This window comes from Rhodococcus sp. Ni2 (genome assembly GCF_021352185.1).
GTDB classification, from domain to species: Bacteria; Actinomycetota; Actinomycetes; order Mycobacteriales; family Mycobacteriaceae; genus Rhodococcus_F; species Rhodococcus_F qingshengii.
The window spans coordinates 116,703-130,087 of the sequence record NZ_WOXZ01000001.1 but is presented as its reverse complement, the minus strand read 5'-3'; the positions used below and the strand labels follow the sequence as shown (position 1 = coordinate 130,087).

Annotated in this window: 13 protein-coding genes and 1 pseudogene; 8 read left to right on the top strand and 6 right to left on the bottom strand. The window is 61.0% G+C overall.

The features are described from left to right. The first annotated feature begins 9 nt into the window (after window positions 1-9). The 3 genes from GN300_RS00640 (at window position 10) to GN300_RS00630 (ending at window position 2,523) form a co-directional block, all read left to right on the top strand. Window positions 10-864 (top strand): ParA family protein, encoded by an 855-nt coding sequence (locus GN300_RS00640; protein WP_003940667.1) that lies wholly within the window; start codon window positions 10-12, stop codon window positions 862-864. Then, window positions 861-1,352, top strand: coding sequence for a hypothetical protein (locus GN300_RS00635; RefSeq protein ID WP_063316918.1), 492 nt, complete (start codon window positions 861-863; stop codon window positions 1,350-1,352). The genes GN300_RS00640 and GN300_RS00635 overlap by 4 nt, the downstream gene beginning before the upstream one ends. 175 nt (window positions 1,353-1,527) lie before the next feature. Then, window positions 1,528-2,523: an HNH endonuclease gene (locus GN300_RS00630; protein WP_063316917.1), complete on the top strand. Its 996-nt coding sequence runs from the start codon at window positions 1,528-1,530 to the stop codon at window positions 2,521-2,523. A gap of 45 nt (window positions 2,524-2,568) precedes the next feature. Here the strand turns inward: GN300_RS00630 and GN300_RS00625 are convergent, their stop codons facing one another. After that, window positions 2,569-3,159, bottom strand: coding sequence for a hypothetical protein (locus GN300_RS00625; RefSeq protein ID WP_063316916.1), 591 nt, complete (start codon window positions 3,157-3,159; stop codon window positions 2,569-2,571). 243 nt (window positions 3,160-3,402) lie between these two features. On the opposite strand from GN300_RS00625, the gene GN300_RS00620 reads away from it, so the two are divergent. From GN300_RS00620 to GN300_RS00600, 5 genes and pseudogenes are all read left to right on the top strand, one after another. Further along, window positions 3,403-4,413, top strand: coding sequence for a plasmid pRiA4b ORF-3 family protein (locus tag GN300_RS00620; RefSeq protein ID WP_308190173.1), 1,011 nt, complete (start codon window positions 3,403-3,405; stop codon window positions 4,411-4,413). A 1,043-nt stretch (window positions 4,414-5,456) separates the two neighbouring features. After that, window positions 5,457-5,810, top strand: a complete 354-nt coding sequence (locus GN300_RS00615; RefSeq protein ID WP_139799862.1) for a hypothetical protein — start codon at window positions 5,457-5,459, stop codon at window positions 5,808-5,810. Window positions 5,811-6,123: 313 nt separating this feature from the next. Further along, window positions 6,124-6,345 carry a hypothetical protein gene (locus tag GN300_RS00610; RefSeq protein WP_063316914.1) on the top strand — a complete coding sequence of 74 codons (222 nt, stop codon included), beginning with the start codon at window positions 6,124-6,126 and terminating at the stop codon, window positions 6,343-6,345. Window positions 6,346-6,634: 289 nt separating this feature from the next. Next, window positions 6,635-6,727: pseudogene (locus tag GN300_RS29950) on the top strand (hypothetical protein); the annotation flags it as partial. Between the two features lie 517 nt (window positions 6,728-7,244). Further along, window positions 7,245-7,796 carry a recombinase family protein gene (locus tag GN300_RS00600; protein ID WP_063316912.1) on the top strand — a complete coding sequence of 184 codons (552 nt, stop codon included), beginning with the start codon at window positions 7,245-7,247 and terminating at the stop codon, window positions 7,794-7,796. Window positions 7,797-8,086: 290 nt separating this feature from the next. On the opposite strand, the gene GN300_RS00595 is transcribed toward GN300_RS00600, so the two are convergent. From GN300_RS00595 to GN300_RS00575, 5 genes are all read right to left on the bottom strand, one after another. Beyond that, window positions 8,087-9,061, bottom strand: a complete 975-nt coding sequence (locus GN300_RS00595; protein WP_063316911.1) for an alpha/beta hydrolase — start codon at window positions 9,059-9,061, stop codon at window positions 8,087-8,089. Window positions 9,062-9,361: 300 nt separating this feature from the next. Continuing rightward, entirely contained in the window at window positions 9,362-10,117 is a 756-nt protein-coding gene (locus GN300_RS00590) for an alpha/beta fold hydrolase (protein WP_267933022.1), read from the bottom strand. Between the two features lie 68 nt (window positions 10,118-10,185). Beyond that, window positions 10,186-10,623, bottom strand: coding sequence for a nitroreductase/quinone reductase family protein (locus tag GN300_RS00585; protein ID WP_054800725.1), 438 nt, complete (start codon window positions 10,621-10,623; stop codon window positions 10,186-10,188). A 95-nt stretch (window positions 10,624-10,718) separates the two neighbouring features. Next, a complete protein-coding gene (locus GN300_RS00580) occupies window positions 10,719-11,690 on the bottom strand; it encodes an NAD(P)H-quinone oxidoreductase (RefSeq protein WP_063316933.1) in 972 nt (323 codons plus the stop codon). A gap of 70 nt (window positions 11,691-11,760) precedes the next feature. Continuing rightward, complete coding sequence (locus GN300_RS00575; RefSeq protein ID WP_063316909.1) at window positions 11,761-13,353, bottom strand: succinic semialdehyde dehydrogenase; 1,593 nt, start codon at window positions 13,351-13,353, stop codon at window positions 11,761-11,763. Window positions 13,354-13,385 lie beyond the last annotated feature (32 nt).

Sequence of the window (13,385 nt, the reverse complement as noted above, 5' to 3'; positions counted from 1 at the left end):
TGGGTTCTGATGGCTAAGACGATTGCGACGATCAACCTCAAGGGCGGCGTCGGTAAGACGACGATCACCGCGGGGTTGGCCGAGTTCATGTCGCTCGAATTCGGTCAGCGCGTGCTGTTGATCGACCTCGATGCGCAGATCAATCTGACGACGATGATGATCAGTGAGGATCACTGGCTCGAACTCAACAAGCAAGGGCTGACCAGCGCAACCATTTTCCGCGACGCCGTCGATGGCACGTCGAACTTCGATCTTGAAGCCTCGATTCAGCGCGGAGTTTCTCCGGTCAAGCGAGTGACGGGTGTGGATCTGCTTCCCTCATCTCTCGATTTGATCGAGCTGCAGGAGGAGATCAGTGCCCTTCGGGTTGCTGATCGGAACTCCACCAAGCCGGTTGAATTGTTGAGGGATGCCGTCGCCCCGGTGATGCCGTACTACGACTACGTTCTGATCGATTGCCCGCCGAATCTCGGGCCGATCACACTCAACGGATTGGCCATGGCTGACGGCTACGTGATCCCCACGATCCCGGATGTGCTCTCCACGTACGGCATTCCGCAGATCCAGACGCACATCGCGAAGTTCGGCAAAGAACTCGGCCGTGAACTCTTCGAACTCGGGTTGGTGATCACCAAGTACAAGTCCAACTCGGCGGTGCACCGCACGACTGTGCGAAATCTTCGACGCGATCCCAACGTCCCTCACGTATTACCGGAGTATCTCGCGGAGTCGAATCAGATTGCCGCGTCGGCGGAGTTTCACCCGTACAGCACTTTGAAGGTGAAGTACGGCAATGCAGGTCAGTTCGATCAGATGCGTGCAATTACGCAGAACATTCTCACGGAAGCGCAGGCGAAGCTATGAGTGCGGGTATCGATGAGGCGCGTCGTCGCGTGCAGGTGCAGGAAACCGGTGCAGCGCTCCTCAAGTTGGGAGCAACCAATGCCTCGGCATCGGTGTTGCTGGCCAAACTGGTTCAGGTAGTTGCAGAGGAAGCTGCCCGTACCCCGCGCTTCGCGAAGGCAATCGAAAGCGCTTTCGCAGTTCCGTCGGATGGATCCGCCGCTGCGGTACCTGCTTCTGCGCCGGCGCCGCGTCGTCGTGCTGCTGCCCCGAAGGTGAAGCGGGAGCCCGGCGCTTTCGACCCGTTCGAGATCTTCAAGGTTGATGGGGAAGAAGTTCTGTTGGAGCGGCTTTCGGCTCTCGACGCGGACGGTATCAAGGACATTATCGCGGAACAGGAAATCGATACGCACAAGGAGACGGGTCGCAAGCGCAAGGTGGATGTGCTTGCAGTCTGGACCGTAGAGCGGGTGAAGGCACTGACGTCGAAGGGGAATGCGTTCCGGTAGGGGCTCCTCCTCTCAGCGCGCCGTTGTGGTCCTTGGGGCCGCCAGATTGGCGCACTGGTTCGCCGGACTCCTTCATCAGTGGATGGCGATACCACACGAGTGGCTTCGAATGATTCCGCGCGGCGCCGGCTAGTGTGTGAACTTGCGGGTTGGACGCTTACCAGGAAGGCGCATAGTGGCACCTTCGGTGATCTCCGAGTTTCTTGACCCATCGCCCGCCGCGCTGGAGGCGCAGTGGAAATCGGTACTCGCACGTCAGGAGGTACCGAAGGGAAGCCGACAGGTGCCGTTCGTTCCGAGCGAGGTCGTGTTGTCGCTCTGCGCATCGCTGTTGGTTGACCATCGCCGGTTCGGTAGCTCTTCTGCACATCGAGCGGGAATGCCGGTCCAGCATCTTGCGAGTTTGTTCAAGCGTCCGCCCACGAGCTTTATCGCAAAGATGGCGAACCTGGATGGAACACGTAGTCATGGCGGGCGACATGAGGTCGAAGTCGCGTCGTTGATGCTTTCGGACAGCGTGTTGATGCAGGACGTATACCTTCGAATTCTGCGGTCGGCGCGTTCCCACGGAATTGACGAACATGCGTTGCCAGACTTCCTCGAATTGGAAAACGGCGAAACGCTGTGGTTGGCGGGACAAGAAGAGTTAGTCCAAAGTGAGATCGAGAGATCCTTGGAGCAGTCGCTCGAAAAGTGGTCTAGCGAGCGTAAAGATATCCCCATCGCGACCACCCAGCGATTGCTGACCTCGAGGGTTCGGATCGGCCAGCATCGGTTCGCCGCTGGCGTACTCAGCAATCACGAGCACCGCTGCGTGTTCTGTGGCCTTAGCGCGAACATCGGTGGCCGACGCCGGCCGCGCCTCCTTACTGCAAGCCATATCAAGCCCTGGCGAGACAGCACTGACAAAGAGCGACTTGACCGTCGCAACGGCTTCACCGCGTGTCCGACACATGACATTGCCTTCGATACGGGGCTCATCACCGTCGATGAGGACTTGAACCTCCATTACGCGCCCGGCGTCGAGAGCGATATGGAGATCGAAGGTCCGCTTCGCGCCGCACTCGGGAAGCCACCTCTGAGAGACCGATTGATCTTGCCGGACAAGGCGGAGCGTCCGGATGTTGTCTATCTGGACTGGCACCGCACGCAGATCTATGTCGCTTCGTGACTTCGCCAGCGAGCGCTCTGCGGAGCAGATCGAAGATGAGCCAGACTACTTAACTTGTGTAATACCAAGATCACCGTCGACGCCGTCTGCATCATCGCCGCACGCACAGTCACAGTCTCCGTCGCAACCGCCGGGATTGCAGTCGCCGGCGTAGCTGTCGTCATCCGCGTCGCAGTCGAGGGACCCTCCGAAGGATTCAGCAAAATCGTCGTCGAGTTCGTGAGTGAAGTCGTGAACCTCGTCGATCAGGTTCAGCAGATGCTGCGGAGCGAAGGGATCGGCGTCGAGCATCGTGGAGACCAGTAGGTGGTCGCCGCTGAAGGCGAAGCGCAGGCGTGGCCATTCCTGCGCGAGTTCGATCAGTCGAGTCGCAGCGTGCGAGGGATTGCCGAGGCCCGTCAGGACCGAGGACCAGACGTTGATCTGAGGGCCGTCATCCGCAACAGTTACGTAGACGACAAACCCGTGAACCGGCACGACGATGTCGCCATCGTCATCGGTGGCAGGCTCACTGCCCAGTAGTTCGGCGAGAGTTTGAACGCACAGGCGAACCAATTCGTCGCGCTCGTCCGTCACCAAGGCAATTGCGCCGTTGATGTGGAGGGGCTGGTCGGCGGTCGTGTCTTGGTCGCTCATGGATCCTCATGTTCTGTGCCAGTCCGAGCAGGCGCTGGGCACTGTTTTCGTGCGGTAGCTGTCAGGTCTACGGTAATCGGCGCACACTATTGTCCGCGCAGTGGATGATTGAAAATGCCTGGGCAGGTCCGCGCGATCAGGACTTTAACAGCCGACCAGCGACGTGATGCGAGCCCCGACAAATCGGACAGCCTTGTGGCAGTGAGTATCTCGGCTGTCGGTAGGTAGATCTAGCCTCCATGCATGACGGGTCAGAGAGTTCGGCGAGCTTCACATCTGCGTTTGGTAGCTGCATATCAAGCGGCGCAAAGCCAGATGAAGGTCCTTACGCCGAGGCAGATGCGGAATCAGCGTCGACGGCCGGAGGCGGCGAACTTTGTCATGCGGATCGAACTCGATTGCATCACGCCGCCTATTTGGAGACGGTTTTCGGTTCCGTCGAATATCGAACTGGACCAACTTCATTCGATTGTGCAGGCGGTGATGGGGTGGGGAGATCAACACGCTCATCAGTGGGTGAGTGTCCATCATTCAACGGACAATGGCCCAGATCGGTATATCGCGCCAGATGTGATCGAGCGCGACGGATACCAGGAAGACGAGTTTGGTGAGGACGAAGTCCGGATCGACGAGGCAGTTACCGCGGTAGGGGAGTACGTCCGTTATGAGTACAACGCCCGCGCAAGGTGGAGTCACACGTTGGTTCTCGAGCAGATTGTCGAAGACCAGCCGATTTCTGAGCCATCGTGTCTCGACGGTGCGAGGGCGTGCCCGCCGGAGGATTCTGGCGGTCCGATCGGGTATCGCGAGTTCCTGAACGTGCAGGCGAGTAACGGACTGTTCGATCCCGAACGTTTTGTTCCCGCAGAGTCCAATGCAGCAGTCACCATTGCAGTGGCACTGCATAGGTCACCGCCTGTGGGCAGTTCGCTGTTCGAGAAGTTCTTGCGTCGCCTGTCGGTTCATTCCGCGCCGAAACTGTTTGCCGCAGTTGCCAAATCGGAGCTTCGTGGCGGATATGACAACTATTTCGAGGTGATGCGTGAGGGAGCAACCCGCCAGCTGCTGTGGCTACTGAACTCTGCGCGAGGTGGTGGGATCGTGTTGACGGCGTCCGGGTCACTGCCTGCGGACCTTGGTGCGTCTGCCCGAGACGAACTCGATTGGGACAGTGAGTGGATCGATGTCACGGCAGGGAGTGACTCGCAATTGGTCAGTTTCTATATCCAGAGAGAACGTACGCTGTGCACATGAATTCATCCGGGGGCGTAGTTCGAGCTTTCTTTAACGCCTCCTCCTTCGCGCTGGCTCTCGGCGTACTTGGATTGATCGTCAGTTTCGGTGCGACCTCTCGGTGGGGGTTCCCGGCCTCAGCGCCGGAGCTCTGTCGATCAAGTTTGTATTCAAGCGGCGTGCTCGAAGAAGCAGGGTGGGCGTGGGTCCCATTTCCCGTATCCTCCTGCAAGACATTGGATTTCGATTCAGCCGCGAACTACTTCGCGCTCGGGTGGGGAAACTCCATCACAACCGCAGTTTCGCTCGTAGTGATCGTTGCAGCGTTGAAGGTCAAGGTGAGTCACAGGGCCTGAATCGGGCCAGCCTCAGGTACGGGCTTCGCCAGCCGGGAGAGTGCGCTGCTGATGCAGCAACTTGTGTTGTCGGCGAAACCCTGATCACCTCATACGATCCGAAGCCTGACCGGAAACGGCCGAATTCGGTCAATCAGATTCCACTCGGCTAGGAACCGGCTGTGTATCCACCCGAAGTGCCGATCGTCGACTCGCCTGGCACCGGGGTCTCTCTCGGGCTTCGCCCCAACTTCGAATCCCTCTTGAAGTCCTCGTTCGTCTGGGGAGCGTCGTGGTTCGGCTGCTCGGAAGTCGTCGGATCCGTCGAGGAGGAATCAATCGAGCGGGTACCTAGCGCGATATACAAAAGACCAACTACCATCGCCGCGGCCACACTGACTGCTAATGCAACGGCGATGCGTCGTCCCCAACGAGCCATGAATGATCCTCTCAATGGAGTAGGCCTCAGCACTCGCCAAGTACTCTCGCGCTGCTTTGACTCTATGTGCCCGCGATGTCGCCCAAACCCGGCGCCCAGCTAAATCAATATGTCGATTCCAAGGTCCGACCGCAAACGATCGATTCGTGGGACCTGGACCGAAGCTGTTACGTCAGAAAACAGAATTTCCTCTGTGCGAAATGGATTCACGAGCGACTGACGTTGACGACATAGGCGGTCGAGCCTCAAGCTCAGTCATGCTTCAATCCAAGTGTCTTCGAGTCAGCGCAGTGGCAACCGTGGCCGTTGCCGCGCTTTTCCTACTGGTGGAGGGCGCTATTCGCGGTGACTGGATCCAGATCTTGTGGATCGCGCTGCTCGTCATTGGCTGGATCACGTTGTGGCGCGACAAGGGCAAGTCCACATCTATGCGGAATGGCAATGGATCGCGACTGCGGTTGCTTGGCCAAGTGAGTGCGAGCGTGGCACTAGGCGCGATCGGGGTAGTGCTACTGATCACTCAAGATGCGGTCTTCATCCGTATCGCCGGTGGCTTCCTTATCGCGTCGTCTATCTGCTTTGGAATTGCTCTGTACTACAGGCGGCAAGCGGGAGGACAAATTTTCGGCCCGCCCGTCGGCTAGCCAAATTCTGTTCGAAGGAGGCATGACGTGGCGGCAAGTTCGATTGGAGGGGGCGGACCGCAAACGTTCGTATTCGGCCCACGAATCGACCCGAATCGGCGCGATCGAGCGACCACGCGAAACCGTCGACCGAAACTCATGACCGAAACTAGATCGACCGAAACGGTGGAGGAGACCGTTTTCGGTCGGTTCGATAGCATCACTCTCAACGCAGAACGACGAACACGCCGCCGGCGACCTCCGACATAGGGTCGGCGGCGTCGAAACCGCAGAAACGCGTACAGCCGCAAAACGAGAACCGGGGGAGCGGACCATGACGACACGAGACGAGATTCCGCGTAAACCCACCCGCATCCTGACCGCAGGTGAGATCGAACGGGAAATAGCAGGCATCCGCGCCGGACTCGAAATGGGTGGAGTCCCCTTTACTGCGGAAGCGGAAGTGGCAGCCCGAGCTGTCCTCAACGGCGAGATCACCGGCGACGAAGCGATCGCCCGCGGACTCGCCGAACTGAACTCCCGCACCGCTCAGTGAGCAGCGACTACCACTATCCGGGGACTACGGTCCTGCGAAACCGACTCGGGTACACCGACCCTCACACTCTCGCGCAGGCCGAAGCTCTCATCGCCGCAACACGAATGGCGGAATTGGCAGCGAACCCGATCGACGGGCACTTCGACTTCGCGCACCTGCAAGCGATCCACCGACACCTGCTCGGTGACCTGTACGAATGGGCCGGTGAAATCCGCACCATCGACACCGCGCCAGGCGATCTCGGCATCCTCCACGACCCACCCGCGCCGTCCCCGGTGAACTCGACCGAGTGTTCACCGACATCAACAGCGGCGTCTACGTCAACCACCACAGCCACGAAGCGTTCGTCCAGGACCTCGCCGGCCACTGGGGAGACCTGACCAGCGTCCACCCGTTCGTCGACGGAAACTCCCGCACCCAAAGGGTTTTCTTCGACCAACTCGCCCGCGACGTCGGGTGGGCCATCGAATGGCGCGAACTCAGCGTCGACGCCGTCCAAGCTGCCCGCAACTTCGCTTACATCGACGGCGGAACCATCCTCGCCGACGTCCTAAGACCCGCGATCAAACCCGTCACCGACGTACCCGCGGGCTCCATCGCCACATCACCGCGTGGCACCACCATGACCTTCCCCGAACACTGGCAGGCAATGATCGAGCACTACGACACCATGCCCGAACAGGCCTACACGTGGGCTAGCCAGATCAAACCGGAAGCACCACAACATGAACCACAGGTGACCGAGATTCGGCCAAGACTTGAGCCCGTCGCTCCGGAGCGAGAACTAGCCGACCTCGACACCACCAAGTTCCACACCCACTGGAGCCCCGAGGTCGACCACCAACTCATGAACAGCCGCACCATCCCACAACACGCAGCAGATCAGAAGGACCGAGACTGTGAGCATCATCGGATACGCCCGCGTCTCCACCCTCGAACAAAACCCCGAACTGCAAGAACACGCCCTCCGACAAGCCGGCGCAATCCGCATCTTCACCGACTACGAATCCGGCTCCACAGCGCAGCGCCCCCAGCTCACCGAATGCCTGAACTACCTACGCGAGAACGACGGCGACGTCCTCATCGTCTGGAAACTCGATCGCCTCGGACGATCCGTCCGCCACGTCATCGACACCGTCCACAACCTCGGCGAACGCGGCATCGCATTCCGTTCCCTCACAGAAGGATTCGACACCACCACCGCAGGCGGCGAATTCCTCTTCCACATCATGGCAGCCCTCGCCCAAATGGAGCGCCGCATGATCGTCGAACGCACCCACGCCGGCCTCGAAGCCGCCCGCCGCCAAGGCCGACCCACCGTCATGACACCCGAACGCACAGAACTCGCCCGTACCCTCCGCGAACAGGGCAAGAGCCTCGACGCCATAGCCGCAACGCTCGGCGTCGGCAGATCCTCCGTCAGCCGCGCACTCCTGACGGGCGCTAAATAGATCGATTGGTGTCGATAACCACGTGAGCAGGGCATAGAGCCGGGCGATGCAGTGCGCGCACGATATCGCCACGCGCACTCGTCACCCAGGCATGGCCGCCACGTGGGCGGCGATTCCTGGGCGCAGCTCTACCGTCGTCCGCCCCTGATGCCGGCTTGGCAGCAACATCTATTAGCGCGGTGTGCAGTGCAGTTGGCACCTCATCCGTACAGGTGGGGGTTGGTTTCTCTTGGAAACTGATCTAATTCCGTGCCGCCGCTGTCGCCTACCTGTCGTGGCTCGGACTTGTGTCAGCTGCCGTGCAGTGCGGCACGGAGTGCGTCCACGGCGAGGGTCCGTGCAACATTGGCAGCGCGGGTGTTTCGGAGGCTGTCGAGCAATAGGAAATCGTGAACCATTCCGGCCACGCGCACCGATGTCACGTCGACACCTGCCTCTCGGAGCTTATTCGCGTACTGCTCTCCTTCGTCCCGAAGGACATCGGCTTCGTCGGTGATGACCAACGTGGTCGGGAGTCCGGCGAGGTCCTCGAGGGAAGCCTGTAGCGGCGAGGCGTGCACTTCTGCGCGCTTCGCGGGGTCGGAGGTGTAGGCGTCCCAGAACCATTTCATGCCGTCGCGGGTGAGGTAGTAGCCTTCGGCGAACTGCAGGTAGGACGGAGTATCGAAGTCCGCGTTAGTGACTGGGTAGAGCAACACCTGTGCCTTGAGGTCGATACCTCCACGTTCTTTGTTCATGAGTGCAAAGACCGCAGACATGCATCCGCCGACGGACTCCCCGGTCACCGCGATGCGGGTAGTGTCCAGGCCGTGCTCGGCTCCGTGCTCGAGTATCCACTGCCCAACCGCGTAGTTCTGTTCGACTTGGGTCGGGTACTGGGCTTCGGGCGCGCGGTCGTAGACGGGAAATACTCCGGCAGCGTCGGCGCCTACCGCGAGTTCGCGAAACAGTCGATCGTGTGTCTTGTCGTCTCCGAAAACCCATCCGGCGCCGTGGATGTAGAACACCACCGGCAGTGGTCCGGTAGCGCCTTTCGGTCGAATGATGCGAGTGCGGACCGTTCCCCATTGGCCTGCATCGACGTCCACCCACTCTTCGTCGACGTCGGGTCGTGCGACGCCGTCGCCACTTTGTAGGTCCCGCAGTATCTTTCGTCCTTCTTCGGGTGGCACTTCGTAGATTCGGGGGTGGGGGTCGGTGGCCTCGCACAGCTCCTTCGCTGCCGGTTCGAGGTACGGAGTGAGCGGTGGTGGTAGTTCGGACATGTCAGCTGGCCTCTCGGGTGGGGGAACGATGGGACGAAGCAGGCGATGGTTGGTCTTTCGAAAACTCGGTCAAGAAGTGCCGGTACATTCGAAGGGAGGGTACCTGGCAGAAGTACGCAAACCCGCTGCATAGCAAGTAGTTTCGTGCTCCAGTTGCATCGGGTAGTAGTCGCTACTTCGACCCCGCACTGCCGACGAGCGATCGACGTTCGGTTGAATGTGTGCACCTCTCACATGACCTAAACATATTGCCTGTCGGGTCGTCAATGGATCGATGTTCGCGCGTGTCGGAGGCGACCGTCATGGCTTCTCCCACCAGGCAACGATGCGTGCGACCACCTGTGAACTTCCCCGGACCCATCTGACGTGATCGTTGCTCGCACCGGGCAAGACGTCGTCGTGCTCGTACTGCCATCGTGTCACCGCGCGTGTTTCGAACAGTTTCTCCGCGAAGATGTCCACCGATCGTGGTGGGGCCATGGCGTCCGATGCGAAACTGATGACGAGAGCGGGCGTCGCGATCGGCCGATCGGCTTTGTACGGTGGGTTGCCTGTGATGACCGTGCGGGCCCATTGCCGCATCAACGTGCGAGCGCCGGGGCCGCCGAAAGCCGGTGTCGGTACGTAGCCGAACAGTGTGGTGAGCAGCGGGACGGCTACTGCGCCCATGAGCAAGACGTGTAGCCCGCAGAATCGGTAGGTTCGATGGTGGGGGAGCGCAGCAGCTACGGTGACCATTGCCTCGACCGCCGGGTGGTTCAGTTGGTGTCCGGCGACGAGTTGACCGCCGAGACTGTGCCCGAGCAACAGGATTGGCTGCTCGGGATGATCCCTCCGCGCACAGGTAATTGCGTCCTCGATGTCGTCGATTTCGTCCTGGTAGGACCAATCGTGTCTGCGGTCGGCGCGGGGCTCGCCGCGTTCGGATCCTCGTCGTCGAATAGCATGGGCCTCCCACCCGTGCCGTGCGAACTCTGCGACCAGCGGTTCGTAGAAGTGCGACCCTATTGCCATCGCGGGCGCGATCAGGACAAGGGGAGCGCTCGAGCTGTGCAAGCGGTGACGAATCGGAGTGCACAACGGACGAGGTGGGCCTTCGTCTTGTGCTGCGTGGTGTTCGTTTCTCACAGTTGGCAGATCACCAGTGGTATTTCGCGCTGTGTTCGTCGTTGGTAGTCGGCGTAGCCTTTATAGGCAGCAACGACTTTGGTCCACAGTGCGGCTCGTTCTTCTGCGGACGCGGTGCGTGTGTGTACCGCGAAGCGTTCTCCGTCCATGACGAGTTCGGCGTCGGGGTGGGCCTGGAGGTTTTTATACCAGTCCGGATCGCGGTCGTCGCCGCCTTTCGACGCGACGAGCACGATCCAGTCCTTTTCTCGGACAGGGGTTGTCAGGTAACACGACCGCGGGAGTCCTGACGAGCGTCCGATCGTGTGCAGCTCGACGACCGGCATTCCGAAGGGTTTGGACAGCAGTCGCCCTCCACTGACGGTGAGCACGATTTTGTGCGCACCGTTCATCAGCTTGGCGCCGAGGTCTTTGACGGTGTCGGTGTTCGACATTTCTCATCCCTTCATGAAGGTGGTGAGGGTGATTCTGTGTGCGTGCGCGGTGGGTGCCCTGTGAGGGGTCATTCGCTCCAGTCGGTTGAGATCTGTCACGAACTCTGCGGCAGGAGAAGGACTTTTCCCACCGAGTCTTTCGATTCGAGCAACGCCTGCCCCTCGTCTGCATCGGCCAGGGGTAGCTTTGCCGAAATGATCGGTCGAATAAGCCCTTGTTCGATCAACGGCCACTCGTCAGTGGCGACGGCCGCAACGATCTCCGCCTTCGAGCCGGGGCCAGTCAGCGGGCGGTTGCGCACGTTGAGGCCGATGATTCGCGCACGTTTACCGATGAGTGCACCGACGTTCGCCTCACCGGTGAAGCCTCCCTGCATGCCGATGATCACCAGCCGACCTCCGACAGCGAGGGCGTCGATGTTGCGGCTGAGGTAGCTCCCACCCATGATGTCGAGGATGACGTCTACCTGGCCCGCCAGTTCGGCTGCGAAGTCCTGATCTCGGTAGTTGAGCACGATGTCGGCACCGAGGTCTCGGCAGCGCTGCGCCTTGGCCTCTGATCCGACGGTGACCGCGACGCGCGCCCCCAGCGCCTTGGCCACCTGAATGGCATGGGTTCCGATTCCGCTGCCGCCGCCGTGGACGAGAAGCAGATCGCCGGCTTGCAGGCCTGCGTCGGTGACGATCGTGGACCAGACGGTGCTCGCCACCTCGGGCAGAGCAGCGGAATCGATCAGAGTCACGCCTGCGGGTACAGGTAGTAACTGAGATGCGGGGACTACTGCGTATTCTGCGTACCCGCCTCCGGCGATCAGGGCACACACTTCGTGGCCCAGTGCCGGACCGTCGACGCCGGGACCAAGGGCGACGACGGTGCCGGAGATTTCGAGACCCATGATGTCGCTGATACCCTGCGGTGGCGGATAGAGTCCCTGCCGCTGCATCACATCACCGCGGTTGATACCGGCGGCGGCAACGCGAATCAGGACCTCGCCAGGTGCGGGCGTTGGGGTCGGTACTTCCTCTACGACGAGGTTCTTCTTCTCGTCGACGACGATCGCTCGCATGGTGGGGGTGACGGTGCTCATCTTGCCTCTCCTGTGGTGGTAGTCGAAATCGGTTGGCAGGCGGTGTTTGTCAGCGTGCGCCGATGGTTTTCCAGATGCGTAGCGCGGCGTTCACCACGGGTGCCCACGCGTTCCAGGGGATTCCCGCTGGTGGGTAGAAACCGAATCGCGACTGGTGGGCGATGGTTTGGGCTTCGGTGTATTTGAGGATGCCGTCGATACCGTGCCGACGCCCGAGGCCGGAATCGCCCATTCCGCCCATCGGCGAGTCGATGCTGCCCCACGCCGCGGCGAAGGCGTCGTTGATGTTCACGGTCCCCGAACGCAATCGGGCAGCGACTGAGCGGGCGCGGGTGGCGTCGCGACCCCACACGCTGCTGTTGAGTCCGTAGACGGTGTCGTTTGCCCGTGCAACTGCCTCGTCGTCATCGGCGACGGCGTAGATCGAGACGACCGGACCGAACGTCTCGTCCGTGTGCAACGTCATCTCTGGTGTGACGTCGGCGAGGATGGTCGGCTCGTAGAACAGCGGCCCCAGGTCTGGACGTGGCTTCCCTCCGGCCAGAAGGCGTGCGCCCTTCGCGACGGCGTCGTCGACATGAGCCGACACTGTCTTCAGTTGTTTGTCGGTGGTGAGACTCCCGACGTCGACCCCGTAGTCGTAGGAGGCTCCGATGGTCAAGGCAGAGGTTCGCTGAACGAACTTGGCAACGAACTCGTCGTGTACGGACTCGGCGACATACAGGCGCTCCACCGAGACGCACAATTGTCCTGCCGACGGGAACGCAGCGCGCACGGCCCCTTCGGCTGCCCGATCGAGATCTGCGTCGTCGAGGACGAGCATCGCGTTCTTGCCGCCCAGTTCGAGTGACGCCCCGATCAGCCGCTGGCCCGCGCCGCGGGCGATGTCTCGACCGGTCGCCGTGGACCCTGTGAACATGATGTAGTCCGCGTTCGCCAAGAGTGGGTCCCCGATCGAACTGCCTCGGCCGATCACCATCTGCCACACATCGGCCGGTAGGCCCGCTTGGTACATCAGGTCCATGGCCCACAAGGCGGTCAGCGCGGTCTGGGTGTCGGGCTTCTGCACCACAGCATTTCCGGCCATCAGTGCGGCGATGGCGTCCGTCGCCGCCATCGACAGTGGATAGTTCCATGGCGAGATGATCGCCACCACCCCTTTCGGGTGGTGCAGCTCGGACGTGCGGGTGAGAAAGGGCAGAGCCCCCCGGCGACGTTCGGGTTCAAGAACTTTCGGTCCGGTGCGGCCGTAGTAGCGGGCGGCGATGGCAGCGTCGGCGATCTCGAGGTACGCATCGCGACGAGTCTTGCCGTTCTCAGCCTGCATCAGGTCGAGCCCGGTGTTCTGATTCTTCAGGACCAGATCATGGAAACGCAGTAACACGCTGGCACGCTCCGCTACGGAAGTCGCTGCCCATCTCGCCTGGGCGCGGCGGGCACGAACGAATGCTTCGTCGACGTCAGCCGGGGCCGAGACCGGGAAGTCTGCGAGTGGTGAACCGGTGTACGGGGCAGTGGTGATCGAGCGGGGAGCGCCGGGCGAGGCCGTAACTCGTTCTGTCAGCCGTTCGAGTAATCCTGTGGTCAGTGTGGCGGGCAGCGCCGCGCGGGGATCTGTGGAGGTGTAGGTCGTTGCGGTCATGTCGGTGTACTCCTGAAATGTTCGGTCGATAC

Bases quoted from the DNA above. Each gene is read 5' to 3' on its own strand.
- GN300_RS00640 (WP_003940667.1), top strand. From the start codon at position 10: ATGGCTAAGACGATTGCGACGATCAACCTCAAGGGCGGCGTCGGTAAG.
- GN300_RS00635 (WP_063316918.1), top strand. From the start codon at position 861: ATGAGTGCGGGTATCGATGAGGCGCGTCGTCGCGTGCAGGTGCAGGAA.
- GN300_RS00625 (WP_063316916.1), bottom strand. From the start codon at position 3,159: ATGAGCGACCAAGACACGACCGCCGACCAGCCCCTCCACATCAACGGC.
- GN300_RS00620 (WP_308190173.1), top strand. From the start codon at position 3,403: ATGACGGGTCAGAGAGTTCGGCGAGCTTCACATCTGCGTTTGGTAGCT.
- GN300_RS00610 (WP_063316914.1), top strand. From the start codon at position 6,124: ATGACGACACGAGACGAGATTCCGCGTAAACCCACCCGCATCCTGACC.
- GN300_RS00595 (WP_063316911.1), bottom strand. From the start codon at position 9,061: ATGTCCGAACTACCACCACCGCTCACTCCGTACCTCGAACCGGCAGCG.
- GN300_RS00585 (WP_054800725.1), bottom strand. From the start codon at position 10,623: ATGTCGAACACCGACACCGTCAAAGACCTCGGCGCCAAGCTGATGAAC.
- GN300_RS00580 (WP_063316933.1), bottom strand. From the start codon at position 11,690: ATGCGAGCGATCGTCGTCGACGAGAAGAAGAACCTCGTCGTAGAGGAA.
- GN300_RS00575 (WP_063316909.1), bottom strand. From the start codon at position 13,353: ATGACCGCAACGACCTACACCTCCACAGATCCCCGCGCGGCGCTGCCC.